The 18,344-nt window shown below is 68.9% G+C and carries 22 protein-coding genes, 1 tRNA gene and 1 pseudogene; 15 read left to right on the top strand and 9 right to left on the bottom strand.

Annotated elements, in window-relative coordinates:
* Positions 1–142 precede the first annotated feature (142 nt).
* The 5 genes from ACFQ7C_RS10950 (at position 143) to ACFQ7C_RS10930 (ending at position 6,339) form a co-directional block, all read left to right on the top strand.
* The gene (locus tag ACFQ7C_RS10950; RefSeq protein WP_378900439.1) at positions 143–1,144 is read left to right on the top strand and encodes a LacI family DNA-binding transcriptional regulator; all 1,002 of its coding nucleotides are present in this window, start codon (positions 143–145) and stop codon (positions 1,142–1,144) included.
* A 167-nt stretch (positions 1,145–1,311) separates the two neighbouring features.
* Complete coding sequence (locus tag ACFQ7C_RS10945) at positions 1,312–2,061, top strand: L-ribulose-5-phosphate 4-epimerase (protein ID WP_378900436.1); 750 nt, start codon at positions 1,312–1,314, stop codon at positions 2,059–2,061.
* Positions 2,061–3,683 (top strand): xylulokinase, encoded by a 1,623-nt coding sequence (locus tag ACFQ7C_RS10940; RefSeq protein ID WP_378900433.1) that lies wholly within the window; start codon positions 2,061–2,063, stop codon positions 3,681–3,683. Before ACFQ7C_RS10945 ends, ACFQ7C_RS10940 begins: the two co-directional genes overlap by 1 nt.
* A 17-nt stretch (positions 3,684–3,700) precedes the next feature.
* On the top strand, positions 3,701–5,212 hold the full coding sequence (gene araA, locus ACFQ7C_RS10935; RefSeq protein ID WP_378900430.1) for an L-arabinose isomerase: 1,512 nt from the start codon (positions 3,701–3,703) through the stop codon (positions 5,210–5,212).
* A gap of 182 nt (positions 5,213–5,394) precedes the next feature.
* Entirely contained in the window at positions 5,395–6,339 is a 945-nt protein-coding gene (locus tag ACFQ7C_RS10930; RefSeq protein ID WP_378900427.1) for an aldose 1-epimerase family protein, read from the top strand.
* Positions 6,340–6,412: 73 nt separating this feature from the next.
* On the opposite strand, the gene ACFQ7C_RS10925 is transcribed toward ACFQ7C_RS10930, so the two are convergent.
* Together ACFQ7C_RS10925 and ACFQ7C_RS10920 are read right to left on the bottom strand one after the other, a co-directional pair.
* Positions 6,413–6,610, bottom strand: coding sequence for a hypothetical protein (locus ACFQ7C_RS10925; RefSeq protein ID WP_378900424.1), 198 nt, complete (start codon positions 6,608–6,610; stop codon positions 6,413–6,415).
* Between the two features lie 166 nt (positions 6,611–6,776).
* Positions 6,777–7,625: an SDR family NAD(P)-dependent oxidoreductase gene (locus tag ACFQ7C_RS10920; protein ID WP_378900421.1), complete on the bottom strand. Its 849-nt coding sequence runs from the start codon at positions 7,623–7,625 to the stop codon at positions 6,777–6,779.
* A gap of 101 nt (positions 7,626–7,726) precedes the next feature.
* Here ACFQ7C_RS10920 and ACFQ7C_RS10915 point away from each other — a divergent pair, with 101 nt between their 5' ends.
* The 3 genes from ACFQ7C_RS10915 (at position 7,727) to ACFQ7C_RS10905 (ending at position 8,961) form a co-directional block, all read left to right on the top strand.
* Positions 7,727–8,356 carry an asparagine synthase gene (locus ACFQ7C_RS10915; protein ID WP_378900418.1) on the top strand — a complete coding sequence of 210 codons (630 nt, stop codon included), beginning with the start codon at positions 7,727–7,729 and terminating at the stop codon, positions 8,354–8,356.
* A gap of 31 nt (positions 8,357–8,387) precedes the next feature.
* Complete coding sequence (locus ACFQ7C_RS10910; RefSeq protein ID WP_378900415.1) at positions 8,388–8,777, top strand: MmcQ/YjbR family DNA-binding protein; 390 nt, start codon at positions 8,388–8,390, stop codon at positions 8,775–8,777.
* A 111-nt stretch (positions 8,778–8,888) separates the two neighbouring features.
* Positions 8,889–8,961 (top strand) — tRNA-Arg (locus ACFQ7C_RS10905).
* A 274-nt stretch (positions 8,962–9,235) separates the two neighbouring features.
* Here the strand turns inward: ACFQ7C_RS10905 and ACFQ7C_RS10900 are convergent.
* The 3 genes and pseudogenes from ACFQ7C_RS10900 to ACFQ7C_RS10890 form a co-directional block, all read right to left on the bottom strand.
* Positions 9,236–9,469: a hypothetical protein gene (locus ACFQ7C_RS10900; protein WP_378900823.1), complete on the bottom strand. Its 234-nt coding sequence runs from the start codon at positions 9,467–9,469 to the stop codon at positions 9,236–9,238.
* A 4-nt stretch (positions 9,470–9,473) separates the two neighbouring features.
* A pseudogene (locus ACFQ7C_RS10895) lies at positions 9,474–10,097 on the bottom strand (IS481 family transposase); the annotation flags it as partial.
* Positions 10,098–10,188: 91 nt separating this feature from the next.
* Positions 10,189–10,755: a TetR/AcrR family transcriptional regulator gene (locus ACFQ7C_RS10890; RefSeq protein WP_378900412.1), complete on the bottom strand. Its 567-nt coding sequence runs from the start codon at positions 10,753–10,755 to the stop codon at positions 10,189–10,191.
* Positions 10,756–10,859: 104 nt separating this feature from the next.
* On the opposite strand from ACFQ7C_RS10890, the gene ACFQ7C_RS10885 reads away from it, so the two are divergent.
* Positions 10,860–11,693 carry an oxidoreductase gene (locus ACFQ7C_RS10885; protein WP_378900409.1) on the top strand — a complete coding sequence of 278 codons (834 nt, stop codon included), beginning with the start codon at positions 10,860–10,862 and terminating at the stop codon, positions 11,691–11,693.
* A gap of 114 nt (positions 11,694–11,807) precedes the next feature.
* Positions 11,808–12,074, top strand: a complete 267-nt coding sequence (locus ACFQ7C_RS10880) for a hypothetical protein (RefSeq protein ID WP_378900406.1) — start codon at positions 11,808–11,810, stop codon at positions 12,072–12,074.
* A 15-nt stretch (positions 12,075–12,089) separates the two neighbouring features.
* Here ACFQ7C_RS10880 and ACFQ7C_RS10875 read toward each other — a convergent pair whose 3' ends face one another.
* From ACFQ7C_RS10875 to ACFQ7C_RS10865, 3 genes are all read right to left on the bottom strand, one after another.
* Positions 12,090–12,347 (bottom strand): hypothetical protein, encoded by a 258-nt coding sequence (locus ACFQ7C_RS10875; RefSeq protein WP_378900403.1) that lies wholly within the window; start codon positions 12,345–12,347, stop codon positions 12,090–12,092.
* Between the two features lie 496 nt (positions 12,348–12,843).
* Entirely contained in the window at positions 12,844–13,383 is a 540-nt protein-coding gene (locus ACFQ7C_RS10870) for an AAA family ATPase (protein ID WP_378900400.1), read from the bottom strand.
* 101 nt (positions 13,384–13,484) lie between these two features.
* Positions 13,485–14,126 carry a hypothetical protein gene (locus ACFQ7C_RS10865; protein ID WP_378900397.1) on the bottom strand — a complete coding sequence of 214 codons (642 nt, stop codon included), beginning with the start codon at positions 14,124–14,126 and terminating at the stop codon, positions 13,485–13,487.
* A gap of 184 nt (positions 14,127–14,310) precedes the next feature.
* On the opposite strand from ACFQ7C_RS10865, the gene ACFQ7C_RS10860 reads away from it, so the two are divergent.
* Positions 14,311–14,550 carry a hypothetical protein gene (locus tag ACFQ7C_RS10860; protein WP_378900395.1) on the top strand — a complete coding sequence of 80 codons (240 nt, stop codon included), beginning with the start codon at positions 14,311–14,313 and terminating at the stop codon, positions 14,548–14,550.
* A gap of 88 nt (positions 14,551–14,638) precedes the next feature.
* Positions 14,639–15,034: a hypothetical protein gene (locus ACFQ7C_RS10855; RefSeq protein WP_378900392.1), complete on the top strand. Its 396-nt coding sequence runs from the start codon at positions 14,639–14,641 to the stop codon at positions 15,032–15,034.
* Between the two features lie 110 nt (positions 15,035–15,144).
* Here the strand turns inward: ACFQ7C_RS10855 and ACFQ7C_RS10850 are convergent, their stop codons facing one another.
* Complete coding sequence (locus tag ACFQ7C_RS10850) at positions 15,145–15,375, bottom strand: hypothetical protein (RefSeq protein ID WP_378900389.1); 231 nt, start codon at positions 15,373–15,375, stop codon at positions 15,145–15,147.
* Positions 15,376–16,216: 841 nt separating this feature from the next.
* Here ACFQ7C_RS10850 and ACFQ7C_RS10845 point away from each other — a divergent pair.
* The 3 genes from ACFQ7C_RS10845 to ACFQ7C_RS10835 all read left to right on the top strand — a co-directional run bounded on the left by ACFQ7C_RS10845 (position 16,217) and on the right by ACFQ7C_RS10835 (position 18,188).
* The gene (locus ACFQ7C_RS10845; protein WP_378900386.1) at positions 16,217–16,924 is read left to right on the top strand and encodes a hypothetical protein; all 708 of its coding nucleotides are present in this window, start codon (positions 16,217–16,219) and stop codon (positions 16,922–16,924) included.
* Positions 16,925–16,984: 60 nt separating this feature from the next.
* Positions 16,985–17,266: a phosphatase PAP2 family protein gene (locus ACFQ7C_RS10840; RefSeq protein WP_378900808.1), complete on the top strand. Its 282-nt coding sequence runs from the start codon at positions 16,985–16,987 to the stop codon at positions 17,264–17,266.
* A 445-nt stretch (positions 17,267–17,711) separates the two neighbouring features.
* On the top strand, positions 17,712–18,188 hold the full coding sequence (locus tag ACFQ7C_RS10835; protein WP_378900383.1) for a hypothetical protein: 477 nt from the start codon (positions 17,712–17,714) through the stop codon (positions 18,186–18,188).
* Positions 18,189–18,344: the final 156 nt, after the last annotated feature.

Raw genomic sequence — 18,344 nt, 5'->3', positions numbered from 1 at the left:
TAGCGGTAACAGTTCTGTAACGCGAGAGGTCGTCTGCCGGCTACCACCTCCCCTGTGCGCCTCGTGTGGCGCAAAAGTGAGGGATCACATGCGGCCACGCCGACGCAACGAGGGGCGCCGAGTCGCGGATAGGGTGTGCGCCATGGACGACACCACGCCCGCCCGCGCAGGCTCCCGGCGCATCGGAGTGCGCGACGTCGCGCGCGCCGCGGGCGTCTCGACGCAGACGGTGTCGCGGGTCATCAACGATCACCCCAACATCCGCCCCGAGACGCGCGACCGCGTCCTGCAGGCAATCGGCGACCTCGGCTACCGCGTCAACAACGCCGCCCGCACCCTCGGCACCCGCACCACGCGCACGCTCGGGGTCATCGCCTCCGACGCCACCCTGTACGGCCCCGCGGTCGGCATCGCGGCGCTCGAGACGGCAGCGCGCGACGCCGGTCGCTGGATCGCGACCGCATACGCGGACGCCTCGGCCGAGGCATCCGTCCGCGACGCGGCCGACCGCCTGCTCGCCCAGGGCGTCGATGGGCTCATCGTCCTCGCCCCGCACGCGGCGACGCTCACCGCGCTGGTCGAGGCCCACCCGGGCGTCGCGATCGCGGCGTTGCACACCGGCCCCGGCGCCGAGCAGCAGGAGGCCGGCGCTGCGCTCGCGATCTCGCACCTCCTCGCCCTCGGGCATCGCCGCATCGGCCGCGTGGCCGGCCCGGACGAATGGCTCGAGGCACGATCCCGCGAGACGGGCATGCTCGGCGTGCTCGCCGCTGCCGGGATCGACCCCGGCGCGCGGTGGAGCGGCGACTGGACGGCGGCCGCCGGCGCCGCGCTGGCACCCGCGATCGTCGCTGCCGTTCGTGCGTCCGGCGGACCGACGGCGATCGCTGCGGCCAACGACCAGATGGCGCTGGGACTCATCGCCGGCCTGCGCGAAGCGGGCGTGGACGTGCCGGGGGACGTGAGCATCGTCGGCTTCGACGACAACCCGGATGCTGCGTACTACCGTCCTGCGCTCACGACGGTGGGGCTCGACCTCGGGGGCGAGGCGCGTCGCGCCGTCGCCGAGGTCCTCGGGGAGGCAGCATCCGTCCCCACACCGCCGCGTCTCGTCGTGCGGGCCTCGACCGCGCCTCCGCGCTGAACCTCCTGCCGGGCCCAAGACTGCTCACCTGCCGCGAGGTGTCGCCCGCGCCGGCACTTCGCGACAGGCGAGCAAGTGAGAGCCGAGGTTGGCAAGCGTGGATGTTACCGGTAACATCAATCGCGGCCGAGTGCGCCGACACCACACGAGACCCGACGGAGGACCCCGTGACCAGCCCTGAACCGGCGACGCCGGCACCGACGTTCGGCCCGGAGGTCGAGGCATCCATCGCCGCCGTCCGTGCCGATGTCGCGAAGCTCCACGCCGAGCTCGTCCGGTACAACCTGATCGTCTGGACCGGCGGCAACGTCTCCGGACGCGTTCCCGGCGCCGACCTCTTCGTCATCAAGCCCTCGGGCGTCTCGTACGACGACCTCGCGCCCGAGAACATGATCCTGTGCGACCTCGACGGCAACGTCGTCCCGGGGAGCCTCGGGAGCGAGCGCAGCCCGTCGAGCGACACCGCGGCGCACGCCTACGTGTACCGGAACATGCCCGAGGTCGGGGGAGTGGTGCACACGCACTCCACGTTCGCCGTCGCGTGGGCCGCGCGCGGCGAGGAGATCCCGTGCGTCATCACGGCGATGGCCGACGAATTCGGCGGGCCGATCCCGGTCGGGCCGTTCGCGATCATCGGCGACGACTCGATCGGCCGCGGCATCGTCGAGACGCTGACGGGCCACCGCTCACGGGCGGTCCTGATGCAGAACCACGGGCCGTTCACGATCGGCGTCTCGGCCAAGGACGCCGTGAAGGCCGCCGTCATGGTCGAGGACGTCGCCCGCACCGTGCACTACGCCCGTGAGGCCGGGCCGCTCATCCCGATCCCGCAGGAGGCGATCGACAGCCTCTACGACCGGTACCAGAACGTGTACGGGCAGTCGACCGACGAGCGCCGCGAGGAGGAGGGCGCGTGATGACGGATGCTGCGGCCCAGGCGATCCGCGACGGCCGCACCGCGCTCGGCATCGAGCTCGGATCGACGCGCATCAAGGCCTGTCTCGTCGACGCCGACGACCCGGCGACCGTGCTGGCGGTCGGCTCGCACGCGTGGGAGAACCGGTACGAGGACGGCCTCTGGACCTACTCGCTCGACGACGTGTGGTCGGGCCTCCAGGCCGCGTACGCCGACCTCGTCGCCGACGCGCAGGCGCGTCACGACGTCGCGCCCGAGACCTTCGGGTCCATCGGCGTCTCGGCGATGATGCACGGCTACCTCGCGTTCGACGAGGCGGGCGAGCTGCTGGCTGCCTTCCGCACGTGGCGCAACACGAACACGGGCCCCGCCGCGGCGGAGCTCACCGACGCGTTCGGGGTGAACATCCCGCTGCGCTGGTCGATCGCGCACCTCCACCAGGTCGTGCGCGACGGCGAGGCGCACGTGCCCGACATCCGGTTCGTCACGACGCTCGCCGGGTACGTCCACTGGAAGCTGACCGGCGAGAAGGTGCTCGGCGTCGGCGACGCGTCGGGGATGTTCCCGATCGACTCCGCGACGCGCGACTACGACTCGGCGCTGCTGACGCGCTACGACACCCTCGCCGCCGGCCGGCTACCTGTCGCGAACGTCGCCGAGCTGCTGCCCGAGGTGCGGGTGGCCGGGGCACCGGCAGGCGCCCTGACGCCGGAGGGCGCGGGGCTGCTGGACGCATCCGGAGCCCTGCGCGCCGGCATCCCGTTCTGCGCCCCCGAGGGCGACGCCGGCACCGGCATGGTCGCGACCAACGCCGTCGCGCCACGGACCGGCAACGTCAGCGCCGGCACGAGCATCTTCGCGATGGTCGTCCTCGAGCGCCCACTGACGCAGGTGCACCACGAGCTCGACCTCGTGACGACGCCAATCGGCGACACCGTCGCGATGGTGCACTGCAACAACGGCGCGAGCGAGCTCGCGGCGTGGGCCGGCATGTTCGCGCGGTTCGCCGAGGCCGCCGGAACCCCGCTCTCCGGCGACGCCGTGTACGAGACCCTGTTCCGCGAGGCGCTCGACGGCGAAGCCGACGGCGGCGGTCTGCTCGCCTACAACCACCTCGCCGGCGAGCCCATCGCGGGACTCACCGAGGGCCGGCCGCTCTTCGTGCGCACGCCCGACAGTCGCCTCACGCTCGCGAACGCGATGCGCGCGCAGCTCTACGGCGTCTTCGGCACCCTCGCGCTCGGCATGCGCGTGCTCGACGACGAAGGCGTGGCGCTCGACCGCATGTTCGCGCACGGCGGCATGTTCCGCACCGCCGGCGTCGCGCAGCGCTTCCTCGCCGGCGCGCTCGGCGCCCCGGTGTCGGTCGGCGACACCGCCTCCGAGGGCGGTGCGTGGGGGATCGCGGTGCTCGCCGCGTACGCGCGGGCGGTTGGCGGAACGGATGCTGCGGCCGCAGCATCCGTCACCACCCTCGCTTCCTTCCTCGATGACCTCGTGTTCGCGGACGCGGCCATCGCGACCGCCGAACCTGATCCCGCCGACGTCCTGGGCTTCGCCGCCTACCTCGACCGCTATCGCGCAGGCCTCGCCGTCGAAGCCGCCGCCGTCTCCGCCCTCTGAACCACGAAGGACCCACGATGACCCGCACGCCCCTGTCCACCTCGCTCGACGCCTACGAGATCTGGTTCGTCACCGGCAGCCAGACCCTGTACGGCGAAGAGACCCTGCGCCAGGTCGCCGAGCAGTCCCAGGCCGTCGCGGCCGGGCTGGAAGGCCTCCCCGTCAAGGTCGTGTGGAAGCCCGTCCTCAAGGACTCCGACTCGATCCGCCGCCTCGCCCTCGACGTGAACGCGCGCGACGAGGTGATCGGCGTCGTCGCGTGGATGCACACGTTCAGCCCGGCGAAGATGTGGATCGCCGGCCTCGACGCGCTGCAGAAGCCCCTGCTGCACCTGCACACGCAGGCGAACGTCGAGCTGCCCTGGGCCGACATCGACTTCGACTTCATGAACCTCAACCAGGCCGCGCACGGCGACCGTGAGTTCGGGTACATCCAGACGCGTCTCGGCGTCGCCCGCAAGACCGTGGTCGGCCACGTGTCGAACCCGGCCGTCCGTCAGCAGGTCGAGGACTGGCAGCGCGCGGCCGCCGGGTGGGCAGCATCCCGTTCCCTGAAGCTCGCGCGCTTCGGCGACAACATGCGCTACGTCGCCGTGACCGAGGGCGACAAGACCGAGGCCGAGCTGAGGTTCGGCGTGCAGGTCAACACGTGGGGTGTGAACGAGCTCGTCGCGGCGGTCGAGGCTGCCTCCGAGGAGGACATCGACGCGCTCGTCGAGATCTACCTCGCCGAGTACGACGTGGCGGACGAGCTGCTGCCCGACGGTGACCGCCACCAGTCGCTGCGCGACGGCGCCGCGATCGAGCTCGGCCTGCGCTCGTTCCTCGAGGAGGGCGGGTTCGGCGCCTTCACGACCTCGTTCGAGGACCTCGGCGCGCTGAAGCAGCTGCCGGGTCTCGCGGTGCAGCGCCTCATGGCCGAGGGGTACGGCTTCGGCGCCGAGGGCGACTGGAAGACCGCGATCCTCGTGCGCGTCGCGAACGTCATGGGCGCGGGCCTTCCCGGAGGCGCGAGCCTCATGGAGGACTACACCTACGACCTGGTCGCGGGCGACGAGAAGATCCTCGGCGCGCACATGCTCGAGGTCTCGCCGTCGCTGACCACCGCCAAGCCGCGCCTCGAGGTGCACCCGCTCGGCATCGGCGGCAAGGACGACCCGGTGCGCCTGGTCTTCACCGCCGACCCGGGCCCCGCGCTCGTCGTCGCGATGAGCGACATGCGCGACAGGTTCCGCCTCGTCGCCAACGTCGTCGAGAACGTCGACGCACCCGACCTGCCGAAGCTCCCCGTCGGCCGTGCCGTGTGGAAGCCTGCACCCGACTTCGCGACCAGTGCGGCCTGCTGGCTCGCCGCCGGCGCGGCGCACCACACCGTCATGACGACCGCGGTCGGCATCGAGGTGTTCCGCGACTTCGCCGACATCGCCGCCACCGAGCTCGTCGTGATCGACGACGACACCACGGCCCGCGGCTTCCAGCGCGAGCTGCGCTGGAACCAGGCGTACTACCGCCTCGCCCAGGGCTTCTGACCCGTCCCGGAATCCCCGGTCTCGACGAGGCCGGGGATTCCGCGCGAACCCGGGGGCATCGCCCTCGGCCTCGGCGCGAGCCCTTTGGTTCGAGGCGGGCCCAGCCTCAAGCCCGGGTTCGAGGCGCCCCGAACCTCGCCGCTACTCTGGTTGGCGGCATCCCCGATCCGCAAGGAGCCCTCATGGCACGTCCCCCCGCATCCGGAACCCAGCACGCCCTGCGCGCCGGCGACTACGAAGCCGTCGTGGCGAGCGTCGGCGCGACGCTCCGCTCGCTCACCTACCGCGGCCGCGATCTCGTCGTGCCGTTCGACGCCGACGAGGTGCGCCCCGCGCACCGCGGCGCGACCCTCGCCCCCTGGCCGAACCGTGTGGTCGACGGGCGCTACTCCTTCGGCGGCCGCGACTTCCAGCTGCCGCTCACCGAGCCCGCACGCTCGCACGCGCTGCACGGCCTCGCGACGTGGCTCGACTTCGAGGCGATCGACAAGGGCCCCGACCACGTGACGCTCGCCGCCGTCATCCAGCCGCAGACGTTCTTCCCCTGGCGCCTCGTCATCACGACGACGTTCTCGCTCGGCCCCGACGGCCTCACGCAGTCGGTGACCGCGCACAACGAGAGCGACGAGCCCGCCCCGTGGGGCACCGGCCCGCACCCGTACCTCGTCGCTGGCGACGGCCGCGTCGACGGCTGGACGCTCGAGCTTCCCGCCGCCGAGGTGCTCGCGGTCACGCCCGACCGGCTCATCCCGACGGACCTGGTCGCCGTCGACGCCGACGACCCGCAGCGCTTCGACTTCCGCTCGCCGCGCGCGATCGGCGCGGCCGAGATCGACCACGCGTACTCCGGCCTGATCCGCGACGCCGACGGCAACGCCACGGTGCGCGTGACGGATGCTGCGGGCTCGGGTGTCGAGATGTCGTGGGATGCCGCGTGTCCGTGGGTTCAGATCCACACCGCCGACAAGCCCGACCCGGCGCAGAGCCGCCTCGGCCTCGCCGTCGAGCCCATGACGTGCGCACCCGACGCGTTCAACGCGGGGTCGTACGACTACGACGCGGGGCTCATCGTCATCGAGCCCGAGGCATCCGTCACCTCTTCGTGGCGCATCGCCGCGATCGACTGAGTCTCCCGCAACCGCGACACAGCGAAAGCGGAGCCGGCCCCCCGGTCGGCTCCGCTTTCATCGTGTCTGCGGATCAGGTGTCGCGCAGGTCTTCCTTGATTTCGTTGCGCGTTTTCACCGAGTCGCGCTCCGCTTCGGCCTTCTTGACTTCGGCATCAGCCTTCATCTCGTCGACCTTGTCCCCGACTCGATCGGTGGTGTCTTCCCACGCGTCTTGGATCTTCTCGCCGACGGCCTTGGCCGTCTCCTTCGCGTCGTCCATGAATCCCATCGATCTCTCCTCTCATGAGGGATGACATCGACGGTACGCGCGAGGCGCCGAGCAGTGCAGGGGGTTGATTCGGAGCGTGACGCTTGATAAACGGACGGATGCTGCACCGCTGCGTGCGTGCCGCACCGCCGAGGTGGGCCGGCGACGGGGTCGCGGTGCCGTCGCGTCAGCGAACCGGTGTCGTGGTGTCGATCGCGTCGCGCAGGGGACGGCGCATCGGCGCCCAGTAGTGCGTCGGCGTGACGCGCGACAGCACGTCGACCAGGCGCGCCTCGCGGCCGATCATCGTGCGCGGACGCCGGCGGATCGTCGCCTCGACGATGCGCGCCGCCGCGTCCGCGGGCTCGGTGTGGTACATCGCCGCCTGCGCCGCCGCGGCGCGCTGCGCGACCGCCGGGTCGATCGCCGCGGCATACCGTCCGTGCAGGATGATCCCGGTCTTCACGCCCGCGGGGTACACCGCTCCGACGGTGATCGTGGAGCGTTCGAGCTCGTGCCGCAGCGACTCGGTGAACCCGCGCACCGCGAACTTGCTCATGGCGTAGGGGATGCGTCCCGCGGGGGCGGCGAGCCCGTAGATCGACACCAGGTGCGTGATGTGCGCCGCCGGCTCGCGCCGCAGCGCCGGCAGCAGCGCCTGCGTGACGTTCACGGTGCCCCACAGGTTCACGTCCATGAGCCAGCGCATCTCGGCCATCGTGACCTGGTCGATGTCGCCGAGCATCGACGAACCGGCACACGTCACGAGCGCCTGGATGCGGGGATGGGATGCCTCGACCTCAGCTACAACCGATGCGACGGCGTCGTCGTCGGTGAGGTCGATCACGTGCGTCGTGTGGCCGGTGCCGTCGAGGGTCTCGGCCACCGCGGCGAGACCGTCGGCGTTGCGGTCGAGGAGGGCGATGCGCGCCCCGCGCGCGGCCAGCTGTCGTGCGACCTCGGCTCCCATGCCCGCCGCGGCGCCCGTGATGACGGTCGTGCGGCCGCGCACATCCAGGTGTCGCTGCTTCGCCATGTGGTGCCTCTCGGTCCGGTCGTCGCCGTCGACGATCCGCGCCTACGATTCTCGCCGACTCGGGAGGGCTCGGCGGACGCTAGCCTTTGAGGGGAGGTTCGATGGGCAAGACCGCAGAGGCGATCGCCGAAGGGGTGTCCATCGCGTCCGCCGCCGCGCGCCTGGCGATCCGCAACCGCATCCTCGTCGAGACGATCGCGCACGACGAGCCGTTCGACGTGGTGGCCTTCGCGCCGTTCGCGCACGAGACGCTCCTCGGCCTCGCCGACGAGCAGGAACAGGCCGCCGCGATGGTCAGGCGCCAGCGCAAGAAGGCGTGGGGCAAGTTCACCGACCCCGACGGCACGCACGACTACCGGGATCGCGACACGCGCAACCTCCGCAAACGCGGGCGCCAGTACGCCGGCGTCGCCAAAGCTCTGCGTGCGATGGCCGACGACCCGCACGTCGTGCGGACGATCATCGAGCAGTCGCGCGACGCCGCATGGGGCGATGTCGAAGCCAACCTGCAACGCCGCCTGCGTGTCGAGGGCATGCGCCCCGAGCTCGACCCCGACTACGACCGCATGCGTGCCGCCCGCATGCAGTCGATCCGCCTCGTCGACCTTCCGCGCCTCGCCGCGCACAAGCGCCATCACGACGATCCGGAGACGGATGCTGCCGCCGATGTCCAGGCGACGGCGCATTCGCCGCGCATCTCGGGCATCGACGTCAGCGAGCTCGACTCCTGACGGTGTCTGCGACCGCCGATACGCTCGCTGTGTGGACGGCGACGCGGCCCTGAGCCACCCGATGTGGTTCCCGCCCGAGCACGCGCTCCCGGTGCGGGTGCGCGTGCTCTGCATGGCGTACCCCGAAGCGGTCGAGGCGATCTCGCACGGCCGCTGCACCTTCCGGGCCGGAAAGCGGCAGTTCGCGATCGTGGGGGTCGGACCCGAGCCCGCGGTCCTCTTCATCCCGGATGACCTCGAGCGTCCGGTGCTGCTCGAGCGGGACGACGTGTTCGTGCCGCCCTACGAGGGCGCGTACGGCTGGCTCGCCATCCGCGTTCAATCGGATGCCGGCGACTGGGAACTGCTCGCAGAGCTCCTCGACACCTCCTACCGACAGGTCGCGCTGCAGCGACAGCTGCGTGCTCTCGACGGGGGATAGGCGGCCCGGAGCGTGCGGACACGCCCGGGAAACCAGCATCCGTCCGCCGATTCGCGCGGCGCGCATCCGTCAGGTATTCTTGACGACGTTGTGCGCGAGAGCGAGCAACGTGCGCCCGTAGCTCAATGGATAGAGCATCTGACTACGGATCAGAAGGTTAGGGGTTCGAGTCCCTTCGGGCGCGCACTGTGTTGAGACAGTAAGCATTGAAAACCCGCGGATTCCGCGGGTTTTCGTGTTTCTGGGATCGCTCGCTTCCTTCTGATTCCGCGGGCGTTCCGTCTGGCCGCGAATCAGCAGGGTCGGCCGGCGCGCCCTCGATTCCCCAGGATGCCGTGATCGGCATCGTCGGAATCAGACGGGTGCCGTTCGAATGTGTGCACTCGAAGTGGCCCCGGTGTGATGTATCAGGACATCTCTGACGATTCTGCATCAGGACATCTCTGACACTTCATGTATCAGGGCATCCCTGACAGTCGGTTGCGGGCGGGGCCGCGGGTTCGGCGGTTGCTGACGTAGGTGGTGCCGGGCTTGGGCCAGGCGTGCTCGATGATGAGGGTGCCGTGCAGGTCGAAGATCGTCACCGTCTTGCCGGCGTCCATGACGCAGACCCGCTGGCCGCCGAGGGCGCGGCCGATGCCGAACTCGATGCCGCGGAACTCGACCGATCCGCTGTCTTGCACCACCTTCACCCGGATGTCGTCCGCGGGTCCGGGCAGCGGTCGTCGGTTTGTAGGGCTTGCCGGTGAATCGGCTCGACACCGAGGGGGCGCAGCTAGGCGACCAGTTGGCCGAGCACGCCACGCCGGGACGGGTTCAACGCGGATCCGTTGTCGGAGAGCAGCCGCTGCGGAACACCGCAGGTTGCGACACCTTTCCGGATCACGGTGATCGCGGCCTCGGAGGTCTCGCCCCAGGCGACATGGGACGCGACTGCGAGGCGAGAGTGAGCTGCCAGCACGCGTTCGGCGCCGGATACACGAAGCGGCGGAACGCGGCCCGCGGCTTCTTCCGCGGCTCGATCTTCCCGACACGCTTGTCGCGGAAGATGCGGGACAGTGACGCGGTCGACGGCACCGGGTCCATTCCGAGCGCTCGCATCTTCTCGTGGACACTGATCGGGCCGTGATCCAGCCCGGACTGCTCCAGCGCCGCCCGCACCGCCACCGCCTGCGCCGCGACATCGTCGGTGAGCTTGCCGGGACTGTGATTCGGCCGCCTGGAGCGGGGCTCCAACGCCGCCGCCGGCCCCTCCGCCCGGGCTCGTTTGCGGATCGCGATCCTCGACGGCACCTGGACACCACCCGCCGTCACGCGCAACTGAACCACCATCGCGCCAGCGGGGCTTACCGCCGCGATCGCGGGGATCCTCATACGGGCACCACACGTACGGGGGACTGCGTGCGAACGATCAGTTCCTGGTGGTGGTGATGCCCGGGAGGATGAGGTCGAGCCAGCGGCGTCGGACGATCGCAGATTGCGCGGTGGGAGCGGTGGCCATCAGCAGGTAGATGTCGTCCAGGGTGATGTCGGGCCGGACGTCGCCGTCGGCCTTCCCGAGTTCGAGCAGGGTGCGGAGTGCTTCGCCGGCGCGGGTCTCGTCCGTGTGGTCGCCGTGCCCTTCGATACCCAGGCCTTGCGCTGCGGCTTTCACGGCGTGGTTCTGCGCGGATGACTCGGCGACTCTCTCGAGAAACCCGACGACCTCGTCCACAGCCCGGCCGCTGGCTTGTGCGCGTTCCAGGGAGGCTTCCGCGTCGTCGGCGACCTCGTTCACATGCACCGCGATCACCGCGGCGAGCAGGTCGGTCTTGGTCGGGAAATGGCGGTACAGGGTGCCGACCGCCACACCGGCGGCGTCGGCGATCTCGTCCATCCCGATCTCGGGGCCGTGGGTCGCGATCTGCAGCCCGGCGGCATCCAGGATCTTCCGGCGGTTGCGGACCGCATCGGCACGCATAGGGCGAACGGGGGTCATCAGCACTCCTGAAAACGATAGGCGGACTCTCACTTGCGCGAAAGTGAGTCATGGTTCATGATAGATAGTGAACCATGGTTCATTTTACTCTAGGAGTCCCCTTCATGACCAGCAAGACCGCCCTTGTCACCGGCGCATCCTCCGGGATCGGCGCCGAGACCGCCCGCCACCTCCAGTCGCTGGGCTTCACCGTCTATGGCGCGGCGCGCCGCACCGACCGCCTGCAGGCCCTCGGCGCAGACGGCATCCGTCCACTCGCGATGGACGTCACGGACGAGCAGTCGATGACCGACGGGGTCGCGCAGATCATCGCCGAGACGGGACGGATGGATGTTCTGGTCAACAACGCCGGCTACGGGTCCTACGGCGCGATCGAAGACGTTCCCCTGGAGGAGGCGCGCCGCCAGTTCGAGGTCAACGTGTTCGGGGCCATGCAACTCGCGCGTCTTGTCCTCCCGCATATGCGCGCACAGCGTTCGGGTACGGTCGTGAACATCACCTCGATGGGCGGGAAGATCTACACACCACTCGGCGGCTGGTACCACGGCACCAAGTTCGCCCTCGAGTCCCTCAGCGACTGCCTACGCCTGGAAGTCGCCCCGTTCGGCATTGACGTCGTCGTCATCGAACCCGGTGGGATCGCCACCGAATGGGGCGGGATCGCCGCGGACAACCTCGATGCCACCTCGGGCTCGGGCGCGTACAAGGCGCAGGCGGTCGCGGTCGCGAAGTCGCTGCGCTCCGAGGCGAACGCGAACCGCAACTCGCCGCCGTCTGTCATCGCAGAAGCGATCGGCAAGGCGGTCACCGCGAAGCGACCGAAGACCCGCTACGCGGTCGGGTTCGGTGCGAAGCCGCTGATCGCCACGCGGCGGGTCCTCAGCGACCGCGGCTTCGACTGGCTCATCTCCAGCGCTACCGGCCTACCCCGCAAGTAGATCGACTGGATCGGTGCGAGGGCAGTGCGCGCTGTGGCCGGCGTGACGAACGGGCCGATCCGTCTTGGGGAAACCGTGACCTGGCGAGCTCGACACCTCGGCATCCGGCGGACCATGACCTCACAGATCACCGCGCTCGACGAACCGACTCCCTTCGTCGATCAGCAGGTGCGCGGGCGGTTCAAGACCTTCGTTCACGAGCACCGGTTCGAGCAGCTCCCGATCGGCTCCCGAATCACCGACACCATCGCGGTCGCGTCACCCGCCTTCGGATCACTGGTCGGGCGACTCGTGCGCGTGCCATACCTACGCGGCTCATCGCCAAGCGCAACGCGCATCTTCTCAACGCGCTCGGCTGAGCCCCCGGCAGCTGCACGTTAGCGACCGGCGACAGTGTCAGCGGGTCCATCTCGCCCGGGACGCCCGGACTATCGCCCTGACCGCCGCGACGACTCCCCACACGAGCAGGGTAGACACGCCGATGAGAAAGATGCCGCCGATAATCCCACCCTCAGCGAACGCCTCGAGGACGCCCCACACGATGAACGGTAGCAGAGCGGCGCAAACGATGACGACACCAATGGCCCATGCCACCAGGCTCTTGTTGTTCTTCGGCGGGCGACTCTTGCCCTCGTTGTAGAGCATCCAGCTCATGCAGTTATCGCCCTCTTCACCGCGATGACAGTGTCACCGGCCAGCGCAGACAATGCCAATGTCATCAGATTCCCGTGCTGTCGGTCCGCACCCAGCGGATGTCACGCCGCCTCGTACGCTAGCGGACCGCCTTGAGAACCGCGGTATCGGGCTGCCCCCATCAGCGGTGTCACCAGGCGTCAAGAAGCCAGTGCAGCAGACGACCAAGGGCGCGCAACGGCAAGAGGAGAAGCCACACGAGGAACTGCCAAAGGAGCTCGCCAGCGACCTCGACGCCGACTCGACGAAAGAGACCGCGCGTTCGACCGGGCCCGTCCGGCATCCTCACCCCACCTCCTACAGCAGCAGATGACGTTGCTGACGGGACCAGATTTCCCACCTGTGGAGACATCAGGCGGTGCGGACTGGCGGACCGATGATCGCACGTCCAGAAGGGAAACTTCGACGGGCCACTTCCGCGCATGGACCGCTGGGCGACCCACTTGCGGTCGTGGGCTCACCGAGGTCGAACTCTGGGTTGGTTCGCCGTCGGCGGGATGAGCTGCCACAGAATGACGCTCGCAACATGCTGCGTCGACTCGCGGGCGTCGACTCGCAGGTGCACGTCGCCCCACGGCTCAAAGGACTCGCGACGACTGCTCACGTCATCCCAGCTCGGCTCGAGAACGTTCTGAAGGTTTCGACGTCGACCTTCCAGCCGACGACGATGTTCCACCTCGTCATCCAGGGCGAGGAGAACGAACTTCAGCGGGACGGCCGCTGTCGCGGACGCGCGACGCCATGTTTCGCGCGCGGGCTCGCTGTCGTTCACGGCATCGACCACGACGATGCGCCCCAGAGCCAGATTCTGCTCGGTCGCGGCGCGCACCGCTTCGTACGCGGCGACACCAGTAGTCGACGAACGCGGGAGTCCGGCACCAAGGAGCGCATCCTCGACGGTGTCGATCGAAAGGTGGACGGCTTTTGCCCTGCGAGCAACCTCGGCGGCGACGGCAGTCTTGCCCGTCCCAGGCAGTCCGGAGATCACAACAAGCATGAGCCCATTGTCCGACTTGGGACACACGGTGAACGGCTCGAGAACGGGTTCACGACGACGACGTGGACAACGGGCGGTCAAGGACCCAGGTGCGGGCGACGCTATTCAGCCGCAGAAGAAGAACCGAAGACAGCGACGGTCCTCGCGCCGGAACGACTGCTCAATACGACAGCGAGGATGCCCAGCCCAAGCGTGGCAGCCAGGAAGCCGAGGGTGCCGAGCGCGCTGAACAGGCCGACCATCTGGAGCAGCGCCGACGGTGCGGCGACTCCCAGCATCTGTGGCAGCACCCACAGTGCGACCTGTGCTGCCAGCACCCACAGCGGCGCCCAATTCCACGGACGCGGAACCACCTGCGCTCGGCCCACTTGGACCGTGGCGATCAACCCTGCCACTACGGGCAGGACGATCGAGAGGTAGACCCAGAACAGCCAGGCGTCTGAGCCGGCGGTCGTCGCATCTGTGGGTGTGGTGAGCAGGTTGACGACGGTCGCTACCGCGGGCCACAGCGCGACGATCGTTGCCGCCGCGAGGCCGAGCGGTGTTCGCGCGACGACGCTTCCTTCGCGGTGAAGTCCGAATGCCAGAACGAGGATCGCGGCGGCCCACAACGCGTCGGCGAGCAGGGAGAGAACGGTTCCCGCGATCGGGACTCCGAGAACAGACCCGCGCAGGATGCCGACGATCCCACACGCGATGAGTCCGATGCCGCCGATCCGCCAGGTGAGCCTGCGCCCATGCATGAGCCAAAACTACCCGCGTCGCCGCAAACCCATCGTCCGGTCGAGGACCCGCGATCGAACGCGCTTCTTCCCGCACGCGAGCACCGCAATGCGGGCAGTGCCCGACAGCGGACCGTCATTCGAACGAGTTCTGCAGCAATGTAAGTAGGATCGCTGGACCCACGGCTACACCTTAAGTTGCCACATGGACCCAGGGAACCTTGCCGCGCTCGTCATCGGCCTGGTCGTCGCGGCGATCGGCGCGCTGTTCCGCTGGCGTGCCCTCTGGGTCGCACGCCGGGTCTACGGAACCGCGTACTGGCGGGGCCAGTCGGTTGACGAGGTGGCGCTGATGCTTCGAGCCGGCAGCTACGGGGTGATCGTGATGGGTGTGCTTTACGCGGTCCTCGGAGCGCTCGGTGTGGAACTTAGGCCGCCTCGATGAAGGACCCCGTCCTGATCGACCCTAGTAGGGCATCGCGAGCCTGTGGATAACAACTTTGGCCCGGAGGGTGTCCGCTAGGGTCCTGGCTATGTCGACGCTTGCTGGAGATGGCACTGCCAACACGGATGCTCCGTCGAGCAACCACGTCGTCCCAGTTCCTGATGCGGGCGATCCGTTCCGCGTTTTCGGCATCGTCGGGTTTGTGCTGTCCCTCTTCGCGATCTTCAATTTCGCGGGTTTGGTCATCAGCATCATCGCCTTGATCCGCTCCAAACGAGCCGGTTTCCGGAATCGGTTCGCACTCGCGGGCGTCGTGATCGGCGGCGTCGGCGTAGTGATGACCTTGATCATCGTCGCCGTTGCGGTTGGCGCGCTCGTCGACGCCGCCCAAACCTGTGCACGTCTCGGCGACGGCGTTCACATCATCGGCAACGCGACTTACTCATGCGCGCCAGGCTCGTTCTACGTCAGCTACCCACGGTAGTGAGCGGCAATCTCGTCATCATCGCCCGGCCGCATTGACACTGGTTGAGCGACGACAGGTCCATCACAGACTTGCGGCGGGAACAGCGCGGTCGCCCGATGAAGGACCGATTATCGCGCGAGCAGATCCAGACGTCGGTCGCCGCTGATGACGATGCTCCCGACCGCGTGAAATCCGAGCTCAGCGTAGAACGCGCGGGCGGCCGAGGCCACCGCGAACAGGCCGAGGACGACAGACGTCGCCGCACGCACCAGGAGCTGTTGCCACTGAGGGTCCGCAGCCAGCGGCCGCCCGAGACCGAAGCCCACGATGCCGTCATCGTCACGCGCGACGACGAGCATGGCCCCCGGTGAAGAGAGGAACTCCGGCCCCCAAGCCGACATCCGCTGGGATCAGGCTCAGACGTTGGTTCCCATGCCTCAGCATGTCGACCGGAGCACTGCCGAACACTACTCGAGGGGCGGGGTCAGCGACGGCTGGCTGCTGGTCAACCGCGAGGACATGTCGGTCATCGAGGAACGCGTGCCGTCGGGCTCCGCTGAGGAGTGGCACGTGCACGCTGCACCGACGGCGCATCGCGCATCAGGCGTGCATGGGTTCACTGCCACAGCGACTCGCTAAGCCCGTGTCCCCACGTGCTCGGCTAGGAAAGTCGCGGCCTTCAGCGTCAGCCGCGGTTCAGCTCGGCGGAGCTTGCGAACGACAAGCACGACATCACTCTCGCCGATCTGCCGAGCAGAGCCGAGACGACCCCGCGCCCACGCGATCGCCGCCATCGGCGGCTGCCCACTTGCGGGGATCTCACCGCCGACGTGGACTGGAGCCGCCTCCGCGGCTCCTCTCGATCTCCGAACAGCTTGGCCGCCCACTCGCTCTGCATGAACTGCACCTCCCCACGATGGCTAACCAGCGCACCCCGCTGTCCGCCTCCTCCTTGCGGGGGAATTGCCGCGCGGCGAGAGACCGGCTTGAGTGCCCGTTGTGGCGGGCCCCGATCGAATGAATGATGAAGCGATGGAGCATCGCGGCCGTACTTCGCCGAGCAGTCGCCGTGGTGGGCTCCTTGCCGCGGCTCGTGCCGAGGCCGGCAAGCGCCGCCCATCGGACCTCCTCACGCAGTGGGCGACGGATCCGACCGTGCGCCCCAGTCCCATCGACCTTCGTACGAGCGTGGCGTACGACGTGCTGGCGCTCGAGGCTGCAGGCGGATACGAGGCCGTGCTGCTGTCGCCGGTCGCACCGTTGGGCGTCTCTTCGGTGCTGGCACCGGGCTCGCAGGACCGCATCCTTTCGACGATCCGTGGAAGCGAGGTGGTGTCAGACGCGACGAATGTCCTGGCGCTCGAGTGCGCCACACGGCTTCGTCGGAATCCGACCGCGCATGTCCGGCTCTGCACGGTGCATCAGCTGCTTCGCATGCAGCCCACCGGCGACGGCGCCGGACACACGAAGCACTTCCGACTGTTGGTGCTCACTGAGGCGGGAGCCGGTCTGCCGGAGGACGGATTCGAAGTCGACGCCGTCGTCGCGCAGCTCCGCGTGTACCGGCGCCTGCTCGAATCGGCAGCCCACGCTCACGGACTTGCGTGGGAGCGGCCGGTCGCCGTCGTGAGGTTCGACGATACCCTGCCGGCGATCGGCCCCCGCGTTCGAACCGCGCTCGAACGCGCGTTTCCTGACGTCGAGATCCGAGAGGAATTCCTCGCATCGGCCTATTACCGCGGGCTGCGCGTGGGATACGGGGTTCACGATCGAGCGGGTGAGCTCCGCGAGATCGTCGACCTCGGTGTCTTTGACTGGGTGGCTCAGCTCACCAGCAATCGACGTCACCGATACGTCGCGAGCGCGATCGGTCTGCAACTCATGCCCTCGCTTCTCGCGCGGCCCTGAGCCGCCGCGCGACAAGCCGAGCACCGCCCGCAGGCGAACCCACAACCGAACGCACTCCGGCTGGCACGCCACGCGCCTCAAGCGCTCACTGCCCTCGCGCCGACCGTCCTACTGCTCGCCGCGCGCAAGCAGCGTATCGACGGCGCCCGATTCGACTATCCCGATCACCGCGGCGCCCGCGGCGCCCGGCTTCTCAGGCCCCTCCTGCGGTACGGGATACCCGGAGCGATCGCGTTCTCGCGGGTGTTCCGCGGCCAACACCACATCTCGGACACCGTCGCGGGCGCCTTGCTGGGACGATGGAGCACCGCGGTGGTGCGGCGGGAGCTGATCTCGTCGTAGGGGGCGCGACGCTCAGCCGACGGCCATGCGGGTCTCGCGGGTCCGCCGTTCAGCGACCGAGAATCGTGCGGGCTCATTCCTCACCCGACCGGACAATTCGTGCTCGTCGCCCCAGTCTGGGCACCGCCCGGCGCACAATGCCACCTCCCTCCAGCGCGAGATATGGAGTGGGCGCGTTGACGAAGCCCAGGTCCGTGCTGATAAATTCCGGTAGCAACCCCCGTCGTCGGGTGTTTCAACACCTACGCAGACCGGGGCCGCGGCAACGCCGGCACCATGCTCTCGTACCAGGCGTACCCCGGTAGCCCTTACTGCTACGCGGCTGTGATGGTGATTCAGGGGCCGCAGGTCGGCCTGACTCAGAGCGCAACGTGGATCGCGAACCACAAGACCTACCCCCACAGCGGCGTCAAAGTCGGCTCGGTGAACTCGGAGGGAGCGGGAGATGAAGAAGCGAACGATCATCGCAGGCGCGCTCGTCGCCGCGGCCGGTTTGGTGGCAGTCGGCGGGCTGGCTGCGTCCGCTGGAGCACCCACCAACCCTCAAGCAGGACCCCTGCCTGAACGTGTCACCGTCGTCACGCAGCAGGTGTACGAGGACGCCTTCGCGAAGTTCGAGGCGTGCATGAACGAAGGCGGTGCCTCGCTTGCCGCCAAGCACGATGTCGGCGGTGTCCACCAGTTCTCCTATCTCGCCGACGCGGCACCGGTGTACGACCGGTGCTACGTCGACTTCGCACCGGTCGACTTCCAGTGGCAGATCTCCAGGTCGTACGACATGCCGGAATTCGACAGGTACCGCGAGTGCCTGGCGGACATCGGCATCGAGCCGGGCAAGGACGCTGACACGATCTTGGCCCAGGTCGAGAAGAGTGGCATGGACGTCCGGAAGTGCATCGAGGAAGGCGCAACGAGCGGGTGACCTGACACCACGCCCATGCATCGGCCGAGCGTATGGGCAGCAATCGGGCAGGACAGCGCATTCCAGTATTTCGGTCGCGCTGACGCAGGTCACCGCTCTGCGTCAGCGCGACCGGGAGTTCGCGGCACCTTCATGGGGATGGAGTAACGCGGCCCA

Source organism: Microbacterium sp. NPDC056569 (genome assembly GCF_042793475.1).
GTDB lineage: Bacteria > Actinomycetota > Actinomycetes > Actinomycetales > Microbacteriaceae > Microbacterium.
The sequence above is the reverse complement of the archived record's forward strand: the minus strand, read 5'-3'. Positions and strand labels throughout refer to the sequence as shown.

What these genes read in the sequence shown, in the direction of transcription:
- ACFQ7C_RS10950 (WP_378900439.1), top strand. Translation starts at nt 143, where the DNA reads ATGGACGACACCACGCCCGCCCGCGCAGGCTCCCGGCGCATCGGAGTG.
- ACFQ7C_RS10940 (WP_378900433.1), top strand. Translation starts at nt 2,061, where the DNA reads ATGACGGATGCTGCGGCCCAGGCGATCCGCGACGGCCGCACCGCGCTC.
- araA (WP_378900430.1), top strand. Translation starts at nt 3,701, where the DNA reads ATGACCCGCACGCCCCTGTCCACCTCGCTCGACGCCTACGAGATCTGG.
- ACFQ7C_RS10930 (WP_378900427.1), top strand. Translation starts at nt 5,395, where the DNA reads ATGGCACGTCCCCCCGCATCCGGAACCCAGCACGCCCTGCGCGCCGGC.
- ACFQ7C_RS10925 (WP_378900424.1), bottom strand. Translation starts at nt 6,610, where the DNA reads ATGGGATTCATGGACGACGCGAAGGAGACGGCCAAGGCCGTCGGCGAG.
- ACFQ7C_RS10920 (WP_378900421.1), bottom strand. Translation starts at nt 7,625, where the DNA reads ATGGCGAAGCAGCGACACCTGGATGTGCGCGGCCGCACGACCGTCATC.
- ACFQ7C_RS10915 (WP_378900418.1), top strand. Translation starts at nt 7,727, where the DNA reads ATGGGCAAGACCGCAGAGGCGATCGCCGAAGGGGTGTCCATCGCGTCC.
- ACFQ7C_RS10890 (WP_378900412.1), bottom strand. Translation starts at nt 10,755, where the DNA reads ATGACCCCCGTTCGCCCTATGCGTGCCGATGCGGTCCGCAACCGCCGG.
- ACFQ7C_RS10885 (WP_378900409.1), top strand. Translation starts at nt 10,860, where the DNA reads ATGACCAGCAAGACCGCCCTTGTCACCGGCGCATCCTCCGGGATCGGC.
- ACFQ7C_RS10880 (WP_378900406.1), top strand. Translation starts at nt 11,808, where the DNA reads ATGACCTCACAGATCACCGCGCTCGACGAACCGACTCCCTTCGTCGAT.
- ACFQ7C_RS10875 (WP_378900403.1), bottom strand. Translation starts at nt 12,347, where the DNA reads ATGAGCTGGATGCTCTACAACGAGGGCAAGAGTCGCCCGCCGAAGAAC.
- ACFQ7C_RS10870 (WP_378900400.1), bottom strand. Translation starts at nt 13,383, where the DNA reads ATGCTTGTTGTGATCTCCGGACTGCCTGGGACGGGCAAGACTGCCGTC.
- ACFQ7C_RS10865 (WP_378900397.1), bottom strand. Translation starts at nt 14,126, where the DNA reads ATGCATGGGCGCAGGCTCACCTGGCGGATCGGCGGCATCGGACTCATC.
- ACFQ7C_RS10860 (WP_378900395.1), top strand. Translation starts at nt 14,311, where the DNA reads ATGGACCCAGGGAACCTTGCCGCGCTCGTCATCGGCCTGGTCGTCGCG.
- ACFQ7C_RS10855 (WP_378900392.1), top strand. Translation starts at nt 14,639, where the DNA reads ATGTCGACGCTTGCTGGAGATGGCACTGCCAACACGGATGCTCCGTCG.
- ACFQ7C_RS10850 (WP_378900389.1), bottom strand. Translation starts at nt 15,375, where the DNA reads ATGCTCGTCGTCGCGCGTGACGATGACGGCATCGTGGGCTTCGGTCTC.
- ACFQ7C_RS10835 (WP_378900383.1), top strand. Translation starts at nt 17,712, where the DNA reads ATGAAGAAGCGAACGATCATCGCAGGCGCGCTCGTCGCCGCGGCCGGT.